The organism is Gordonibacter sp. RACS_AR68, from assembly GCF_030418485.1.
GTDB classification, from domain to species: Bacteria; Actinomycetota; Coriobacteriia; order Coriobacteriales; family Eggerthellaceae; genus Gordonibacter; species Gordonibacter urolithinfaciens.
Genome location: NZ_JAIPUP010000001.1, coordinates 13,104 through 29,805 on the forward strand (window position 1 = coordinate 13,104; position 16,702 = coordinate 29,805).

19 protein-coding genes and 1 tRNA gene are annotated in these 16,702 nt (G+C 70.5%); 1 reads left to right on the forward strand and 19 read right to left on the reverse strand.

Translation table 11 applies throughout. From position 1 onward, the window contains the following. Window positions 1–155: 155 nt before the first annotated feature. The 17 genes from K9U15_RS00070 to cpaB all read right to left on the reverse strand — a co-directional run bounded on the left by K9U15_RS00070 (window position 156) and on the right by cpaB (window position 14,139). Window positions 156–836: a hypothetical protein gene (locus K9U15_RS00070; protein WP_301155386.1), complete on the reverse strand. Its 681-nt coding sequence runs from the start codon at window positions 834–836 to the stop codon at window positions 156–158. Further along, a complete protein-coding gene (locus tag K9U15_RS00075; RefSeq protein ID WP_301155387.1) occupies window positions 833–1,318 on the reverse strand; it encodes a hypothetical protein in 486 nt (161 codons plus the stop codon). Before K9U15_RS00075 ends, K9U15_RS00070 begins: the two co-directional genes overlap by 4 nt. Window positions 1,319–1,425: 107 nt before the next feature. After that, window positions 1,426–1,944, reverse strand: coding sequence for a TadE/TadG family type IV pilus assembly protein (locus K9U15_RS00080; RefSeq protein WP_278805329.1), 519 nt, complete (start codon window positions 1,942–1,944; stop codon window positions 1,426–1,428). Next, complete coding sequence (locus tag K9U15_RS00085) at window positions 1,931–2,164, reverse strand: hypothetical protein (protein WP_154270831.1); 234 nt, start codon at window positions 2,162–2,164, stop codon at window positions 1,931–1,933. Before K9U15_RS00085 ends, K9U15_RS00080 begins: the two co-directional genes overlap by 14 nt. A gap of 64 nt (window positions 2,165–2,228) precedes the next feature. Beyond that, window positions 2,229–3,125 (reverse strand): peptidase A24, encoded by an 897-nt coding sequence (locus K9U15_RS00090; protein WP_301155389.1) that lies wholly within the window; start codon window positions 3,123–3,125, stop codon window positions 2,229–2,231. Window positions 3,126–3,975: 850 nt separating this feature from the next. Further along, entirely contained in the window at window positions 3,976–4,440 is a 465-nt protein-coding gene (locus K9U15_RS00095) for a DUF192 domain-containing protein (protein ID WP_301155390.1), read from the reverse strand. Window positions 4,441–4,442: 2 nt separating this feature from the next. After that, window positions 4,443–4,874 (reverse strand): hypothetical protein, encoded by a 432-nt coding sequence (locus K9U15_RS00100; RefSeq protein WP_096227726.1) that lies wholly within the window; start codon window positions 4,872–4,874, stop codon window positions 4,443–4,445. 29 nt (window positions 4,875–4,903) lie between these two features. Continuing rightward, window positions 4,904–5,344 (reverse strand): hypothetical protein, encoded by a 441-nt coding sequence (locus K9U15_RS00105; RefSeq protein ID WP_278805332.1) that lies wholly within the window; start codon window positions 5,342–5,344, stop codon window positions 4,904–4,906. Continuing rightward, complete coding sequence (locus K9U15_RS00110) at window positions 5,335–7,575, reverse strand: molybdenum cofactor biosynthesis enzyme (protein WP_301155675.1); 2,241 nt, start codon at window positions 7,573–7,575, stop codon at window positions 5,335–5,337. Before K9U15_RS00110 ends, K9U15_RS00105 begins: the two co-directional genes overlap by 10 nt. Next, a complete protein-coding gene (locus K9U15_RS00115; protein ID WP_241557679.1) occupies window positions 7,572–8,147 on the reverse strand; it encodes a TadE/TadG family type IV pilus assembly protein in 576 nt (191 codons plus the stop codon). The genes K9U15_RS00110 and K9U15_RS00115 overlap by 4 nt, the downstream gene beginning before the upstream one ends. Before the next feature lie 36 nt (window positions 8,148–8,183). Then, window positions 8,184–8,351: a hypothetical protein gene (locus tag K9U15_RS00120; protein WP_224767945.1), complete on the reverse strand. Its 168-nt coding sequence runs from the start codon at window positions 8,349–8,351 to the stop codon at window positions 8,184–8,186. 56 nt (window positions 8,352–8,407) lie between these two features. Continuing rightward, window positions 8,408–8,653: a hypothetical protein gene (locus K9U15_RS00125; protein ID WP_224767944.1), complete on the reverse strand. Its 246-nt coding sequence runs from the start codon at window positions 8,651–8,653 to the stop codon at window positions 8,408–8,410. Between the two features lie 75 nt (window positions 8,654–8,728). Beyond that, window positions 8,729–9,736: a type II secretion system F family protein gene (locus tag K9U15_RS00130; RefSeq protein ID WP_123673408.1), complete on the reverse strand. Its 1,008-nt coding sequence runs from the start codon at window positions 9,734–9,736 to the stop codon at window positions 8,729–8,731. Next, window positions 9,733–10,713, reverse strand: a complete 981-nt coding sequence (locus tag K9U15_RS00135) for a type II secretion system F family protein (RefSeq protein WP_123673410.1) — start codon at window positions 10,711–10,713, stop codon at window positions 9,733–9,735. Before K9U15_RS00135 ends, K9U15_RS00130 begins: the two co-directional genes overlap by 4 nt. Then, window positions 10,683–12,008: a CpaF family protein gene (locus tag K9U15_RS00140; RefSeq protein WP_301155391.1), complete on the reverse strand. Its 1,326-nt coding sequence runs from the start codon at window positions 12,006–12,008 to the stop codon at window positions 10,683–10,685. The genes K9U15_RS00135 and K9U15_RS00140 overlap by 31 nt, the downstream gene beginning before the upstream one ends. Continuing rightward, a complete protein-coding gene (locus K9U15_RS00145; RefSeq protein ID WP_301155392.1) occupies window positions 11,996–13,423 on the reverse strand; it encodes a chromosome partitioning protein ParA in 1,428 nt (475 codons plus the stop codon). The genes K9U15_RS00140 and K9U15_RS00145 overlap by 13 nt, the downstream gene beginning before the upstream one ends. After that, window positions 13,420–14,139, reverse strand: coding sequence for a Flp pilus assembly protein CpaB (gene cpaB / locus K9U15_RS00150; RefSeq protein ID WP_123673414.1), 720 nt, complete (start codon window positions 14,137–14,139; stop codon window positions 13,420–13,422). The genes K9U15_RS00145 and cpaB overlap by 4 nt, the downstream gene beginning before the upstream one ends. A 410-nt stretch (window positions 14,140–14,549) precedes the next feature. Between cpaB and K9U15_RS00155 the strand changes: the two genes are divergently transcribed. Then, a tRNA-Val gene (locus tag K9U15_RS00155) sits at window positions 14,550–14,624 on the forward strand. Between the two features lie 118 nt (window positions 14,625–14,742). Here K9U15_RS00155 and K9U15_RS00160 read toward each other — a convergent pair. Together K9U15_RS00160 and K9U15_RS00165 are read right to left on the reverse strand one after the other, a co-directional pair. After that, window positions 14,743–15,258 (reverse strand): ferritin, encoded by a 516-nt coding sequence (locus K9U15_RS00160; protein ID WP_301155393.1) that lies wholly within the window; start codon window positions 15,256–15,258, stop codon window positions 14,743–14,745. Window positions 15,259–15,455: 197 nt separating this feature from the next. Then, window positions 15,456–16,691: a hypothetical protein gene (locus K9U15_RS00165; RefSeq protein ID WP_096227717.1), complete on the reverse strand. Its 1,236-nt coding sequence runs from the start codon at window positions 16,689–16,691 to the stop codon at window positions 15,456–15,458. Window positions 16,692–16,702 lie beyond the last annotated feature (11 nt).

A 16,702-nucleotide genomic window follows, 5' to 3' on the forward strand; every position in this document is an offset into this window, starting at 1 on the left:
CCGGGGATCCTGTGGACTGTGCGGCGCCTGCGGCCGCTCGGGCCGAGTACGCGATCCGCCGACCGAGGCCGGCTGCCCTTCTGGCACCGCGGAGGCACCCGCACGGCTGGCATAGCCTGACGGTGCCCCCGCCTGCTCCCTTGCCCGTTGCACGATCATGGCTCCTTCCTCTCTGCAAGCCCGCCCGCCGCCGCAACGGCAGCACGAACTTCGCGATCTAATTCAGCGGGTCCGTCATCCAACCGGTCGAAGCGCCCCCGCAACAGCGCCGTCGAGTCGGCGCCGGTGGCCAGTTCGAACACCTCGCCTCCCGACCCGTCGGGTCTCCAAACCACCGATCCGGCGAACGGCTCGGCCACCACCACCCGTTTCGACGCCACGGGCAGCGACTCGATGCCGAACCCGCGCGCGAACACCGTGGGCACCTGCTCCTGCAGCTGCACCGCCATGCCCCATACGCGGCGCGAGTCCGGCAGCTCCTCCTTCGGCACCTCGAAGAACCACACGGTGACCGCCCCGAAGAACCCATCCGCACGCAACGTTTCCGCAACCCGATGCGCAACCGCGAGCCCCGGGTCGTCGGCATTCTTCGCCATCAGCGCGAACGAGGCGTCGAAGCAGGCATCGCGCGCTGCGTCGACCGCGTTTTCCTGGCGAACCTTCGCCGCGCACGCGATGCCCTGGTCGACCGAGAACGCGAGCACGGCGAACAGGAGCAGCACCGCCGTCACCGCCAACGGCGCAATGGTGCCGCGCTCGTCCGGCATGCGGTGCAGGTGAAGGGCGTTGCGCGTCGGTCGGACGCGCAACGCCCTCTTGGCGACAGCACGGCTCATGCCCCTACCTCCACTTCCACGATCCTTCCCGCCATCAGCTCGCACACGACGTGCCGCGCGATCGCGCAGTGGGCCAACCCCGGGATCGCCGCCAGGGAAGGCAGCTCGTAGCGCACGTCGAACGACACGCTCACGGCGTCCGTGCGCTGCACCACTCCCGCGTCCGACCTTGCGCCCTCCTCGCCAGCTCCGCCGCTTGGCGCCCCTGCAACAAGGCGCGCGCCCTGCGTCGTGGCAAGCTCCTCGGCCCGCACGTTCGAAACCGTCAGAAGATCGGGTCTTAGCTGCGTCGCCGCGCCCAGCACCTCGTCTGCCACGAACCGCTCGCGATCGGCGGCCAGGACGAGCCCGGCCGTGTCCATCTGTCGGCAGGCGCGCGTGAGATCGGCCGTCAAGCGGTTGACGGAGAGCATCATGGCGCCCGCCTGCACCGCCGCGAACACCACGAGCAGCACAAGCGACACGGCAACCACGGATTGCACGATCTCGCTCCCCCGCTCGGGTGCACCCCGCACCCGCAAGCCGCCTCTTGCCGGAGCGCCAGATCCCGCCCGCGCACCGCATCCCAGCCACCTGCCTTTCCCCGTCCTCATGCCGCCTCCCCCCGAGCCGTCTCGTCGACCGACCCGCACGCCCTGGCCGTGCACGAGAACACCGGACCGGACTCCTCCTGCGAGAGCAGGGAGCCGATTGGCGTCAGGTAGCGTGCTCGCACCGAGAGCTCGACCGCCACCGGGCACGTACGCGTACAAACGCTGCGGACGGCGAACGAGCCGTCCTCGTCGTCGTGCAGCCGGTAGGCGATCTCCCGCTCCACGGCGCCGCCCACCTCCGCAGCCACGGACAGCTCCAGCTCCGCGGCGCCCAGCGACGGCGCCGCCTCGAGAGCGGCCACCCGCAACCGGTCCGGAAAGGCCGTCGCCGAAGGGGTCGTCTCCACGAAACGACATACGGCGTGGGCGGCCGTGCTCGCCTCGGCACCCAGGAACGCGACGCGCCCCAGGTCGATGGCCGCGAACAGGAACGTGAGCAACAGCGGCATGGCCGCCACGGCGACCACGACGCTGCCGCCCCGCTCGGATCGGAAGGAGCGCCTACTTGGCCGCACCGTTCGTCACCTTCGAGAACAGGTCGGTGATGTTCGTGCCTGCCGTGGTAATGGCCGTTTGGATGTTGCCCTGCAGCAGCATGAGCGCCGCCCCCAGGCCGACGGCGAAACCGAGCACGATCACCGTCTGCACGATCTCGGACCCGCCTCCCTCCTCTCCGCGCACGACGAGCGCCTTAAGCTTGCTGTGCTGGTAGGACCGATTCTTCTCCTGCTTCATGATGGAACTTCCCTTCTCTCACGTTTTCAAAGGTCCTTTCGGATCCCGTCTTCCCTTATCGCGCTCATGCCAACGTCACGCCGACCGCCGCGCCGCAAGCAAGCCAGGCCGAGAGAAACGGCGCCATGGGCATGCCGTCGCCCAGCTTGAGCCTGCCTGCCGCGCATCCGGCCAGGGCCGCGAGGCCCGCGAGCACATAGCAGGCCGCGAACCCGCACAGGGCGCCGGCGCCCGTTGCCAAGGACAGCGCCCCCATGCAACGAACGTCGCCCCTGCCCACCGCCCCGCCAGGACAGCGTGCGCCCAACAGGCGGTTCGCGAGCGCCGAGCCCGCCGCCACGACAAGCGCAACCGCGAAGCCCGTTGCCGCACCCTCGGGACCGCAGGCGAGCAGCTGGAACGCCGTGCCCGCCACCGCCATCAACCCGCATGCCTCGAGCGGGATGGCCCGCGATCGCAGGTCGCAGACTACGGCCGTGGCCATGGCTGCCGCGCAGATGCCCAGCATCGCGGCAGCGGGCGCGCTCGGGGCGATGGCCGCCGCGACGGCGAACGCTGCCCCAAGGGCCGCCGCGCAGAGCATGCGGGACCGGGGGCGGGGCTCGAACGAGTAGCGCCGGCCACGCTCGTCGGCGGTCCCCGCTGCTTCCAGGCCCCCGACCTTGAACCCGACCCCGGCGAGCGCCTTCAAGCGCTCCTCGGTGAGCGAGCCCGCCAAGCCAGCGGCAAACGCCTCGTCGCGCCATATGCCAACCGCCCCCTCGGCCCCCGGCGCCGCGCTGGACGGCTCGCTCCCGGGATGAGCGCGCTTGAACGCGCGGTAAGCTTCCAGCGACTCGTCCCACCAAGCGTCCGCCCGCTCGCGCACCCGGTGCAGCAGCACGTCGCTCGCCCAAGGGACGAGAAGCCAGCCGAACGCGCAGCCGAGCACGGACGCCGCGATGACGTACGGTGCGCTCATGGCCTTGCCCTTTCGCCAGTTGCCGGCACCGGAAGGCCGGCATGCCTTCCCCGCCTGGCGGCGAGGGCAGTGGGCGCAGGATCGTCTACCGGCACGTCCCCGCCGGGCAGGCGGCCACCCGCCTTCGGCGCATCACGCGGAACCGGCGCACGGGCGGCGTCCCCTTCCCCTTCGCGCAGAGGGCAGATGCTGACCACCAACGACAGGGGGCCGGTTCCCGCCTCCCCGCCTGGCGGGAGAGTTCCGTACGCCTCCGCCGGCCGGGCGCCTCCGCCCGTTGCGCCGGATGCGCGCTCAACGCCGCCCGGCAGCTCGAAGCGCACGATCCAGCCGGCATGGTCGAACGGCGTCGCGGAAAGACCTATGGCGGGCCTCGCGTGGAGCGCCGCGCCTTCGGGACGCTCCACATCACCCGCGGTAAAAGGACCGCCGGCTCTACAGGCGGCTCCCTCCGCATCCGACCGCGATGCCGGCGATAAGCCGGCAGGCGGCTCGCCCGCAATGCAAGCGCCGCCTCCCGCGGAGGGAACGCCGCCTGCAGCGGAGGGATCTCCCGTGGCGGAAGCATCGTCCGACGGCATCGGGGGCTGCGTCCGGGGACCTGCCGGCTCGTGGGGTTGCGTCCGCGCTCTTGCCTGCACCTGGGAGCGCATCTGCGTATTCGCCTGCAACCGGTGCTGCGTCTGCGCGCTCGGGGGCACCGACGCGGCGCGCTGCGCGACGTCGGCGGGCTCCCAGGCCGCATCCTCAGGCGCAGCCGCAACCCGACCGCCACCCTCGAACCGGTGCAGGCAGCCGTAGCAAACCTCGGCGTCTTCGAAGGTGCGCGCCCGACACACAGGACACGTCTTCATCTGGAAACCTCCCTTCCACCGGATATCACTACCTGGTCTCCTTTCGCGAACCACGGCGAATCGCACGAGGCGAAGCGCTCCACGACGGCCACGGCCTTGGCATTGCGCAGCCGGCGCAGCGGGCCGACCGAGCGATGGGCCTCCACGACCCTCCCCAGGCGATCCACGAACGCCACGTCGATGGCATCGCGCATGCCCACCGTGTGCACGTCGTTGCACGACACCAGCAGCAGCGCCTTGTCGCTCGGACCGCTGAGCAGCAGGCCCGCTGCCTTGCTCCGCGTGCGCGTAGCCAGCATGAGCGCCGTGCGCGCCTCGTTCCGATCCCCCTCGCCAGCATTCGGCGATACCGTTATACGGGCACGTCCGCGCGGGCCCTGCTCCGGCTGCGGCACATCGCCCGCGGTGGCCCTTCCTCCCGGCACGCGGTGCCGCGCCCCGATTTTCGCTTCCTCAACCATGTCTATCCCTTCTCGTCGGCCGTCGCGCACTGCACGACGACGCTCGTCGTATCCCCTGCCCTCACGCACGAGACGTAAGCCCACCGGAACCGACCCGTCTCCTTCACGAACGACCCGCCCGCGCGGTCGCCGGAGGGCACTGCCTTCCACCCGCGTTCGTCCAGCAAGCTCCTCACCTCGTCGAACGCTCGCGCCGGATCCTTTTCCACCTCGTACCCAACCACCGATCCGCCAGCCCCTACCCGCAGGCCGGCGAAGCCTTCCGCAGGCACCACCTCTTGCGAGAAGCCCTCGGGGAGCCGAGGGGGCTCCCGCGATGCGGCCGCACCGTCCACCGCCAAGACGGCCGCCTCGCGCAGCACGCCCGGACGCACCGCCCTCCCCACAGCGTCCACGGCCAATACCGCGACCAGCAGCAGGGCAAGGGCCGCCACCGCCCGACGCCTGCGGCGTGCAGGCGCGCTCACAGCAGCATCCCCGGCTTGTACGGGTCCACCGTCAGGGACACCGCATGCTCCAGGCGAGGCAAGGCCACCCCGAACACCGACGACTTCAGACCCAGGCCGAACAGCGTCGGCGAGAACTCGATCGTCGCGGTGAAGCGAGCATGGCCGTCGGCCGTGCCCTCCACCGCCACCCGGGTGCCCAGATAGGGGCGGTCGAACGCCTGCTCCACCGTCTGCGCAACCTGCGCGCAGCTCTGCTCGAGACCCTGTCCGTATGCCGGCGACGCCGCATGCACGCGTACCGCCTCGCGAGCCACCCGGTCGAACGCCGCGCACTCCGAGAAGAAAAGAAGCGCGTTCACCGCTATCACCGCCACTGCCAAGAGCGCCGGGAACACCACGGCCAACTCCACCGTCATTTGCCCGCGCTCGCGGGCATCCGCCTGGGCTACTCCCATGTCTTCACCCCTGTAACCTGCGCGTACACCGAGCGCAGGGCGCTGGCCGCGCTGCTCGCGAACCCCGCTGCGGCGTCCTTCGCCGCCTGCGGCAGCGCGATGGTCACCGGGATGGCCGGACCTTCGTCGCCGAACAGCCTCACCGAGGCGATCTCGATGGTGCCGTCGAGTCCCGCGATCGCCTCCACGGCAGCCGCCTCCGCCGCCGTGATGACCGACGAGAACAAATCGGTCGACGCCAGAGGATGCGCCACGGCCCGAGCCTTTACGGCAAGGAACCGTGCCGAGAACGACGAGCCGTCCGCCCCTGCCACATGAGACGAGCTCACGAGCACCGGCTTGAGCGCCTCGAGCTCCGCCGGCTCGAGGCCCAACGCCTCCGCAGCCGCCTTGAAGGCGCCTGCCGCCCACGTTCCCAACCCGCTCGCACTGGCGAACGGTAGCGCGCCCACAGCGTTCCCAACGGCCTCCTCCACGGCCTCCTGCCCTTCCAGGTAGGCCCCCAGCAGCCCCGACCAGCAATCGAGCACCACGCCGAGCGCGCCCACCGCCGCACCGCCCTCCTCCCGCAGGCCGTCGAGCAGCGACGAGACCACGCTGCGACCCTCGTCCGACGGCTCGGCGAGGAGCGTTGCGGCCGACACGGCGGCCCGCACGCCCAACGAGCCGGCTTCGTGCACATAGCCGCTCGCGAACCCGGTGGAGGCGGCGGCCGCAGCCGTGTTCGCCACGAAGGCCACCACGCCGAACCGACCGGGAGGGGCGGCGTCGATGCGCATCCCGCCCGCACGCTGAAGCACGTCCCGACAGCGTTCGAGCAGTCCGCCGGCCTTGCCTTTCACCTCGGCCGCGAGCGGATCCAGCTTCGCGCGCGCCTCCTGGTACTCGTCGGCAGCCTGGGCCACGGCCTCGTAGTGGTACTCGAAGCCGTTCTGGATGGACGTGGAGGCGGCGGCCACCTTCCCCATGCTCGCGGCGGTGAACCCGCAGGCTGGGCAGGGGACGCTCCCGCCCGCCTCCATCTCGGCGATGGAGGCCGCACCCGCCGCGCCTCCCGCCTCGGGGCACCCGTGCCAGGCATGCACGACCAGGCTCCCGGACCCGTCGACCGTTGTCGGGTAGACCGCCTCCGTATACAGCGCCGTCCCGCGCATCTCGTCCGTGTTCTTCGGCAGGTGCGGGAAGCGCGCGTCGAACGAGTCAACGCTCTCGTGCACGTAGCCGCGCCCCACCTCGTCGGCCGCATAGGCGTAGAAGCGCTGGCGCAGGGCCGACCGAGCCCGCTCCTCCGTCGACGATCCCTCGGGGGCCTCCACGGCCAGGCGGCGCGCATAGTAGGCGCGGGCCCGGTCGAGGGCCACCGAGAACGACCAGGCATCGACGCTCGCATAGCGCGGGTTGTCCGCCCCGGCCATACCGGCCAGCGTGCGGGCGCGCTCGCTCATGCAGTACGAAGGATCGTCGCCGCAATCGCGCAGGAATGCACGCTCTTTCCAGGCATTCGCCTCCCGGGCCGCCTCCTCGGCGTCCGCGGCAGCCTGGCGGATACCATCCGCCTCGCGCTCGGCATCGTCCACCAAGTCCCCCGCGCCCTCCGCAGCACCCACGCCCAGCTCCTCACCGTCGGCCGGCACCAGCACGGCGAGCGCCACGTACGAGGCGCCCATCGGGCCTCCGTCATTCGCCGAGGCGGTCGAGGCAGCGTTGGCTGCCGCCAGGAAGGGCAGCGCCTTCTGCAGGCGGTTCAGCCCCGCAGACGCCTTCTCGGCGAACTCGTCGCGCGCCTCCACCACCTTGCGTGCGGCCTTGAGCAGCACCTCGGACGCGCCCGCCGTCGCAGGCGTGCACAGCGCGGCCACGCCCAGGCCGGCCGTCGCCGCCCCCGTGAGCGAGAGCGAGAGCACCACGGCGTCGCACACCCGCACGGCGATCATGAACTCGGCCACCTCGTTCTCGGCGGCGAGCGCCGCCGCATCCGCCACATTCTGCACATCGGCGGAGGCCGAGCTCACGCGGTACACCTGCGCCGACGTGAACACCAGCGCCAACGTGACGAGCAGCGCGCATGCAACCCCCGCCGTGGTGAACCCGGCCTCGTCGCGGAACAGGGCGAACGGCTCGCGTGCCCGCACGGCACGTCTTCGCAAGACAGCGCGCAACCAGCCCGGCACCGTGCCCCGGCGCCCCGGCAGGCATCCGTCCGCATCCTTCGCAAACAGCTTCCCGCTCATCGCAGCCACGCCCCGATCCATGCCGCAGGATTGCGCCCTGCCTCGGCCCCATCGACCCACGTAGGCTGCACGGGCAATGAAACCGTCGTCTCCAGATGCAGGTTGCCCGCTGCGTCGGTCATGCCGAGCAGCGTCGCGCCCACATCCAGCAGCGGCAGCGGGCGCACGTCGGTGCCCACGGACACGCTTACCATCTGAGACCCCTCGTCACCCGTCATCACGATGTCCCAACTGCAGCCCCCATGGTGCACGTGGAAGCAGTCATGAGGAGGCACTGCGCCCAAGCGATGGCGCACGAACGCCTCGCAGCTGCCGTCCATATCGCCCAAAGCGGCGGTCTTGGTGGCGAGCAGCCGGCAGCCCTCCGCCGCCGCGCCCTGCATGACCATGCGGTCGTACAGCAGGATGCCCGGCTGCAACAGCAGAAGCAACGCCGTGAACAGCACCGGGATAAGCACCGCTGCCTCCACGGTAGCCTGCCCCCGCTCGCGGGCCGCGAAACCAGATGGCACGCTCCGTAGCCGTCGCACGCCCAGCGCCCCACAACCGAACCAGCGTCCTTGACCCGCCACGACCGCCTCCTTCCCTTTCCCCTCTTGATCAATCGCCTAGTACAGGAACACGTCCGCCACCGCTCCCGGGGCGGCGCCCTGCACGTGATGCGACGCCGCTATGAGCGCGTGCTCCACGAACAGCCCTCCCTCGAAGGAGCGCCAGAGCGCTCCGCATGCCACGATAACCGCGAGCAGCCCGGCTGTGACCAGCGCGAACTCCACCGTTCCCTGCCCTTGCTCATCGTCGGGCCCCATCCGGTGCCAAGCGCGATCGCCGCTCACAGCCCGTTGATGCCGCTGGCTATGGCATCCCACAGCTCCTGCAGCTTCGGGCGGAACACCGTGATAGCCAGGATGGCTATCACCACCAGCACGCCCACCAAGATGGCGTATTCGGTGGTACCCTGCCCTTTCGCCTGCACGAGTCTTGCCCGGCAGGCGGCCGCCCAGCGCAGGAGATCCACCCGAAACCGCTCGCTCCAGCGCTCCCACGCTACCCGTCCCGCTGCCATCCGCTTCTTCATCGAACGCTCCTCTCGTCTCACCAAGTCCATCCCCCAGTCGGCCTCCACAGCCGCCCCGCCGCTGCCGCGCTGCCATCAAACCCCATTCGCCAGCTCCAGCAGCACCGGGCCCAGCACCAGCAGCAGCATGGCCGGGAGGATGAGGGCGCCCGTGGGCATCATCATCTTCACCGGGGCCTTCGCCACCCGCTCCTCCAGGCGCGCGCGATGCTCGGCGCGTGCCTCCGCTGCAGCCGCCTCCAGGCTCCCGGCCAGCGAGGAGCCGAACCTAAGAGATCGCACCATGCTCTCCACCACGCGCGCGAGCTGCTCCGAGTCATACGTCGCGGCCAGATCGCGCAGCGCCTCATCGCGCGTCGTGAGCCCCAGCGACCAGCGGCGCCGGGCCGACGCGCAGGCCTTCGCAAACTGCGTGTCGAAGTGCGCGCCGTACAGCTCGAAGCTGCGGTCGAACGACAGCCCGCTGCGCAGACCCAGGGCCGTCACCTCCAACATCTCCGAAAGGTGGCGCTCCACCTCCTGCGCACGCCGCCGCTCGGTATCGCGCACGGCCCAGCGTGGAGCCAGCGCACCCGACGCAAGCCCCACCGCGCCGAGAAGTGCCATGAGCTCGTTCGACAGCGCCGCCCCCGCCAGGCCACCGACGGCGGCGAGCCCCAGAGCCAGGCGCACACGACACTCGCGAAATCCTTCGGGGCTCACCCCGTCGGCAAGGCCCGCCTTGCGAGCATGCGCCGCGAACCAACCGGCGCCGCACGCGTCCGCCGGCGTCCCCGCACCGCCTGCCGCAGGTACCGCCGAGCCCGCAGCCTGCCGGCCGCTCCCACCCGGCTGTACCGGCAAGGCGAGCGGCCGCACCGCGCCAAACGCGAGCCGGCGGCTCAGATCCGCCGCATAGCGCACAACCGCCCCGGCGCACCCGCCTGACACCGCGCCGCCTGCTGCTTCGGCGTCCGCCTTGCCGAGCGCCGCCCGCCGCCGATCGGCCGCACGTCGGCGCCGCAGCGCCCCCTGCACCAGGCATGCGCCGGATACGCCGGCGAACGCGCAGGCGAGGGCCGCCAAACCCTCCGCCCCGCTCACGACGCCGCCCCGGCCGCCAGCACGCGCCGCACCATGCCCACGCCCGCCGCCTGCATGCCCAGTGCCAGGCCCAAGAGCGCCCAACCGGCCGGGCTGGCAAAGAACGGGGACAGGAAGTCCTCGCTCACCAGCGAGAACACAGCCACCAACGCGAACGGCATCACGCTCACCACCTGGGCCGACAACTTCGCCTGCGCCGTCTGGACCTTGAGCGAGCGCCGCAACGCCAGCTCGCCCTCCACGGAGTCGCGCGCCGCATCGAGCACCTGCCTCATGCTGCCGCCCGTCTGGTGCTGCACGTCCAGAGCCACCGCGACGAACGCAAGCTCCGAGGCGCCGGAGCCTTGCCGCAGTCCCCCGAGCGCCTCCGTCGCGCTCCCGCCCGTGTCCAGCACATGGGCCCCGTGCGCGAACAGGCTGCGCAGGGGCCCGTCCGCCTCGCGAGCTACCTGGGCCAGCGTCTGCTGCAGCGAGAGACCGGCATCGAAGCACGTTCCCATCGACCGCAGCACATCAGGCACGGCGTCCCGCACGGAGTCGCCGCGCCGGTCGGCCGCCGCGCGCGCGAGCCCGGCCGCCCCCGCCAACGCGCAGGCCACGATGGCAACCGCGCCCACCGCGCTCCCCGTAGCCGCGAAGGCCACGGCGCCCAGTACCACGCACGCTGCAACCATGCAGGAGAGCAGCGCCCGCTCGGTGGTGACGTAGCGGCGCTCGGCCAGTAGCTGCACGGCCCCGCACGCGAACCGCCGCACGCGGGCACTCGCCAACAGCCGCTCCGCAATCGGGCTCGCCACCGCGAAGCCGTTGCGGAGCCGCCACGCCAGCCTTCCGGCACGCGGCGCGTCGGCTCCGCATGCCATATCCGCCGCATCGCGGCGTCGCGGCACGGCCGAACGCACGCCCGAGGCCAGCAGCGCCGCCGACGCGAACGCCAGCCCCACGCTCAGGCCGCCAAGCAGCACGCGCGCATCCATGCGTCCACCTCCGCCCGCCCGGCGCATCCCCGCGACGGCAGGTCGGCTATCCATGCCGGCACGGCCGCCCACGTTCCGCGCGCCTCCGCTTCCCTGCGCTTGAACAGGGGGTCAACCACGCAGCGCCGCCGCTCGCGGTCGTAGGACAGCGTTACCACCTCGGCAATGCGACGTGAGCCGTCCAACGCTCGCGCCGTTTGCACCACCAGGTCGATGGCGCTTGCGATGTTCGCCTCGATCACGTCCACGGGCAGGTCGGCCCCGTAGCGCACCATGGTGGTGAGGCGCGCCACCGACTCCCCCGGCGAGTTCGCGTGCAACGTGGTAAGAGAGCCGTCGTGCCCCGTGTTCATGGCCTGCAGCATGTCGAGAGCCTCGGCACCCCGGCACTCGCCCACCACGATGCGGTCGGGCCGCATACGCAGCGCATTCGTCACCAGGTCGCGGATCGTCACCTCGCCGCGCCCCTCCGCGTTGCGCGGACGCGCCTCCAGCCGCACCACGTGCGGGTGCTCCAGGAACCGCAGCTCGGCCGAGTCCTCTATCGTGATGATGCGCTCCTCGTGCGGGATGGCGCACGACAGCGCGTTAAGCAGCGTGGTCTTGCCCGACCCCGTGCCGCCCGACACCGCCACGCTCTTGCGGGCCCGCACCGCCCACGTCAAGAACGTGCGCATGGCCCCGTCGAACGACCCGAGCGCCTCCATGTCCGCAAGCGTCATCACGCGTCGTGCGAACTTCCTGATGGTGAGCACGGGGCCGTCCAGCGCAAGCGGCGGGATGACCGCATGCACCCGGTGGCCCTGCGGCAGGCGCGCGTTCACCATGGGCGACGACTCGTCTATCCGGCGGCCCAGCGGTCCCAGCACGCGGTCCACGAGCGCCCGCAGCTGATCTTCGTCGGCGAAGCGCTGCTCGCTGCGGTACAGCCGCCCGTCGCGCTCGAAGTACACGCTTCGCGGACCGTTCACCATGATCTCGGTGACGGTGTCGTCTGCGAGCAGCCCTTCCAGCGGGCCGAAGCCGAACACGGTGTCCAAGAGCTCGCCCTCCAGTCGCGCGCGTTGCGCGGCTGGCACATCAGCCCAGGCCAGGCTCTCGAACACGCGCCGGCAGGCGCTGCGCACCTCGCTGCGCGCACAGCCGGGATTCTCTGCCTGCAGAGCCACCACTTCGTCGGCGGACACGATCATCTGAACCTGCTCCTTAAGCGCGTCGAGGCCCAAAGCCCCCTCCGCCCCCTCGCGAGGGCACGCACCGTTACCCGCACGCTCCACCCTTTCTAGCAGGGACATGGGGCACCCCTCCTTCCACTGCGGCGCCGGCTGCGGCCGAACCGGCGCTCCCGACGTCCGCCGCTCGGCTCGGCCAGGGAGAGCGTGCGTCCCTCGCAGCCGGGCAGGATATCCACCAACACGTGCTCCAAGCTCGTGCACAGGTCGTTCTTCACCGCGATGAGGTCGAGCGGCTGACCGGCTCCCATAAGCTCCTCCACCTCGCTCCCGCCGTCGCGCAGCTCCACCGCCGGAACGCCGCGCAGCGCGCACGACACATCGATCGACGTGAGCGGCGCGCCCTTGGCGCAGCGGTTCGCCGCGAACAGGAACGGCCCCGTGGCAATGCCGCAGCGGGAGCACAGCTCCAGCGCATGCCGGCAGGCGCGCAGCGACGAGGGCCGCTGGTCCACCAGGAACAGCGCCTTGGAGCAGCGCTCGAGCAGCAGCGCGTGCTCTTCCGCCCACGATGCGCCCGTGTTCGCCACCACCACGTCGAAGCGGCCCTGCAGCTCGTCCAGCAAACGCGGCGCCTCGCGCACCACCACCTCGGCATCCTCCAACCGCTTCGGCGCGGCGATCACCGCAGGCACCAGCCCATCGGGCGCAAGCCCCTCCAGCCGCGCGGGCACCGACAGCGCCTCGTCCACGGCAAGCGCGTCGCGCACGCCCACCAGCTCGTGCGCATCGCCGAAGCGCAGGTCGAAATCCAGCAGCAGCGTGCGGTATCCCAAGCCTTGGGCGAACAGCGCCGACAGCGCGGCCACCGTGCTCTTGCCCGCACCGCCGGAGCCGCTCACCACCGGCAGCACGAACGCCGGGCGCCCCGAAACCGCCGGCCGGGAAGCTGTCGCCGGGACCGGAGCGAACCGCACGGCCGAGCGCGGAGCACCGGAGTCCCGGCCTTCCGCAACCGGATCTTGGCCGAAGACACCTCCCGAGGCGACTGCTCCGCCAAACGCGGGCGTGCCGCTTCCCTGGCCGTGCTCGCGCATCGCCCGCGCCGCATCGTCGCCCACCATACGGGCCTTGCCCGATGCTAGGCCGGGCTCCCTCGCGACTCCCGCAAGCGCATGCCGGCGCTTCGCCGCGGTATAGCGCTCGACGAACGCCTGGCGCGTGAGCGACGCGTCGATTCCGGCGGCCGTCGCCCGGCTCATGAGCGAGCCGGTTCCCTGGAAAGCCAGCAGGCACACGCGCAGGTCCGCCCGATCGCGTTTGAGCGCAGCCGCCAGGTTGATGGGCTCCACGTCGTCGCAGCCCGCAACCCACGCCTCGGCCACGCTGCGGTCCGTGCACAGGAACCGCCGCGCCTCCTCGCCCGACGAGAACAGCCGCAGCCATTCCTGTCGCGCCAGGCTCTCGCCTGCCAGCCCGATAAGGTCGGGCCTTCTTATGCTCTCGGCATCCGCGCACAGCGCCACTGTCGGCATCATCGCGACCCCTCCCTCGAAGCATCCGAACCGACCGTCGAGCCAAGGGCCAGCCCGACAGCCCCTCCGCCCCCCACGGCGTCACCCGACGCCGGCAGCGCGAAGTACAGCTCCGCCTTCCGCGAAGCCGCGATGACCTCTTGCACCGATTCCGGCTCCACGGCCACCGTCACCCAGGTCACGTCGGCCGTCACCGCACCGTCGGCCCCGCCCGCACTCGTGGCCAGCACCAGCACGTCGCGCGCCACGGCCGTCGTCGACGTGTCGCCCGACGCGTACAGGTCGGCCCGCGACCCCGGCGCCAGCGCGCCGCCCACAGCCTGCACCGTCTTCGCCGGCACGCTCAGCGCGGCGAAACCCGCTGGGACGTCGATCGAGGTCGACACCTCGCCGAACCGCTTGAGCGACAGCACCTCGCCCGCCAGGATGGACGACGTTGCCATGCGCCCCACCACATCGCCCGCGGCGCGAACGGCATCGGCGGGCAGCAGGTCGGCCACCCACAGCTTCGTCTCCACCGCCGATGCGTCGAGCTTCTCGCCCGCGGCTACGTCGCGCCGCGCCACGCATACCTCCACCTGCTCGCCCCCGTACCGGGCAAGCGCTTCCGCACGGGCTGCATCTGCCTCGCCGCGCACGCTGGTCAGATAGGCGAGCACGCACGCCGCGCACAGCACGCCGCAGGCAATGCCCGCCACCGTCGTCTTCCTTCGTCTCATCGTCGCCTCCGCATCCGGGATTCCGTGCTCCCAGTATGCATCCGCAACCTTGCCCGGGAACCGTCAGGGCACTCCACGCGGAACCGCCCCGACCTTGCACGTTTCCAGCATCCCGACCGTCGGAACCATGCACGGATCCAACGTGGATCCAGCATGGGTCAAGCGGAAATCCAAAACCCCCGATGCCGAGGCGGGCGTACCGGGGACCGCGCGCGGAACACGGACGGTGGAAAACCTCCCCGCCAGCGCGATGCGCCCAAGGCGCCTGGCGCACCAACAGCCGTCACGTATCGCAACAGCGCCTGTCGAATGGAAAATGAAAGAATGCTGCGCCGGCCCGCTGCATTGCGCGAACCAGCATTCTGTGGGAGAATGAATGACCCGCCGTCATCCGACGCGTTGCGGGACAAGGGCGATTGGCGCAGCGGGAGCGCAGGTGCTTTACACGCACAAGGTCAGCGGTTCGAATCCGTTATCGCCCACCAAAAGCAAAAGGGTCGCAAGCCAAAGCCTGCGACCCTTTCTCGTCATCCCCCTGCGGGGAGACCCCTTCTATCTTCAACCGCGCGCCCCGTCCGCTTGCCGGAAGGGCGCGCCTGCGCGCTACGCGTTCGCGAGCGGCGTGGGCGCCGTATACGCTCGTGCCGCGTATTCCCGGTCCAGGTCGTAGAGCGCCTTGGCATCGGTGCCGAACAGCTTCATCTTCGTGATCATGTCCTCGGCGTTCGCCTCCTCCTCCAGCTGCTCCTCGATGAACCAGTCCAGGAACTTCATGGTACGGTAGTCCTTCACGTCGTGGGCCGCACCGTAAATGTCGTTGATCAGGCTCGTCACGTACTTCTCGTGCTCGAGCGCGGCCTCCAGCGGGCCGAGGTACGACGAGAACGCCTTGTCGGGCTGGTCGATGCTCTTCAACTGCACGGACTTGCCGTTGTCCAGCAGGTACTTGCGGAAGATCAGGGCATGGTCGCGCTCCTCGGCCGCCTGGATCATGTACCAGTTGGCGAAACCGGACAGCCCCTCGTCCTCGTAGTAGTCGGCAAACGACATATAAAGGTAGGCGGAATACAGTTCCTTGTTGATCTGGTCGTTCAGCAGCTCGTACACTCGCTCGTCCATGATTCCTCCTCGGAGTCACGCTGCGCGCCAGCCGGCACCGCAGCTACCATCATTGTCGGAATCAATGATACTCCCACTCCGCAAGAAGGGGGAAACCGCCGAGGAAGGACTCCCAGAATCAGCACAGGACCGCCCAGAGCCGGGCCATCGTGCTGCACGGCAGGAGCCTTCGGCGCCCCGTTGTCGCGCAGCTGCCGTCAGTCACCGCCCTCCAGGACATCGACCGCCTCGCATTCGCAGGCGGATTCGCCGCCCGAGGAGCCCGGCGCTGCCGCATGCGCACGCATCGCAGTACGCCAAACCTCGCCCAGCAGCACGGCCCCCAGATAGGCCACGAGCAGCACCAGCGCAAACCAGCGCGAAGCCTCCGGCCCCAAGAGCTGGAATACAAGCATGCCCAGCGCCAAGCTGGCAGCACAGCTGGCGCAGAACGCTGCGAACATCTTCGAGAACCCCACCTCGGAGCTTTTCGCAGACCAGAAAAGCACCACGAGCCCCAGTACGTTGATCGTCGCAACGCCCAAGTACGAAAGAATCGAGAGCACCATCCCGTCCACGCCGGGGAACACCCCCGACAGCAAGGGGCTGGCCAGCATCAAAGTCGCCGCCACGGGGAGCGCCACCCGGTAGAACGCCTCCAGCATGCCGCCCTGGGGCTCGCGCACGCGCGCGGCAACCCGCCATACCACCGCAACCACCAGCACGTACGCCAAGGGCTTCGGCACAATGCCGGAGCCCAGGCCGGCGGCAAGCGGCCAGAACGTCAGCCCGATAACGAAGAAGTTGAACATGAGGCCCACCACGGCCGCCCATCCCTGGCGCATGACCTGCCAGATGGACACATGCGGCACCCACCGCTCCTCGCGGTCGCGCAGCCCTGCCCTGACCTCGTCCGCTCGCACGATATCGCTGGCCAGAAGCGGAAGGCCGCCGCTCAGCACCAGCACGATGAGCCCCAGGCAGAACAGGAAGGGCGAGCCGGCGTGCACCATGGCGAACCACCACAGCGATGCCAGCAGGAACGACAGCCCCGTATTGAGCAGCGCGCCTTGGAACGTGAACGATCGGTAGAAGCGCCCCCATTGCCGCAGCAGGCACGTCAGGCCGAAGCCCAGCAGCCCGCCCGAGCACACGGACACCATCGGTGCCGGCAGCACGTCCAGCAGCAGCGCGAAGGCGATGCCCGCCCCGGCGCTCGCCAACCCCACGCCGATAGACCACCGTCGCTGCTCGTCGTCGTGCGCCGACACGGCCACAGCCAGGCAGAGCGCCGCCGCCCCGCCGAGGAACGCGCAGACGAACAATTCGGCAGCGCCGGCCTTCTCAAGCGCGTACAGCAGAATGTTGTCGGCATGCAGGCACAGGGCGATGCTCGCGAGGACGCAAGACAGCGCAAGGCTCACCGGTGACCATGCGCGCGCGAGTGCCTTCATCGTGACGTTTT

Bases quoted from the DNA above. Each gene is read 5' to 3' on its own strand.
- K9U15_RS00145 (WP_301155392.1), bottom strand. From the start codon at position 13,423: ATGATGCCGACAGTGGCGCTGTGCGCGGATGCCGAGAGCATAAGAAGG.
- K9U15_RS00105 (WP_278805332.1), bottom strand. From the start codon at position 5,344: ATGGGAGTAGCCCAGGCGGATGCCCGCGAGCGCGGGCAAATGACGGTG.
- K9U15_RS00090 (WP_301155389.1), bottom strand. From the start codon at position 3,125: ATGAGCGCACCGTACGTCATCGCGGCGTCCGTGCTCGGCTGCGCGTTC.
- K9U15_RS00135 (WP_123673410.1), bottom strand. From the start codon at position 10,713: ATGGATGCGCGCGTGCTGCTTGGCGGCCTGAGCGTGGGGCTGGCGTTC.
- K9U15_RS00125 (WP_224767944.1), bottom strand. From the start codon at position 8,653: ATGAAGAAGCGGATGGCAGCGGGACGGGTAGCGTGGGAGCGCTGGAGC.
- K9U15_RS00085 (WP_154270831.1), bottom strand. From the start codon at position 2,164: ATGAAGCAGGAGAAGAATCGGTCCTACCAGCACAGCAAGCTTAAGGCG.
- K9U15_RS00095 (WP_301155390.1), bottom strand. From the start codon at position 4,440: ATGGTTGAGGAAGCGAAAATCGGGGCGCGGCACCGCGTGCCGGGAGGA.
- K9U15_RS00165 (WP_096227717.1), bottom strand. From the start codon at position 16,691: ATGAAGGCACTCGCGCGCGCATGGTCACCGGTGAGCCTTGCGCTGTCT.
- K9U15_RS00110 (WP_301155675.1), bottom strand. From the start codon at position 7,575: ATGAGCGGGAAGCTGTTTGCGAAGGATGCGGACGGATGCCTGCCGGGG.
- K9U15_RS00070 (WP_301155386.1), bottom strand. From the start codon at position 836: ATGAGCCGTGCTGTCGCCAAGAGGGCGTTGCGCGTCCGACCGACGCGC.
- cpaB (WP_123673414.1), bottom strand. From the start codon at position 14,139: ATGAGACGAAGGAAGACGACGGTGGCGGGCATTGCCTGCGGCGTGCTG.
- K9U15_RS00140 (WP_301155391.1), bottom strand. From the start codon at position 12,008: ATGTCCCTGCTAGAAAGGGTGGAGCGTGCGGGTAACGGTGCGTGCCCT.
- K9U15_RS00160 (WP_301155393.1), bottom strand. From the start codon at position 15,258: ATGGACGAGCGAGTGTACGAGCTGCTGAACGACCAGATCAACAAGGAA.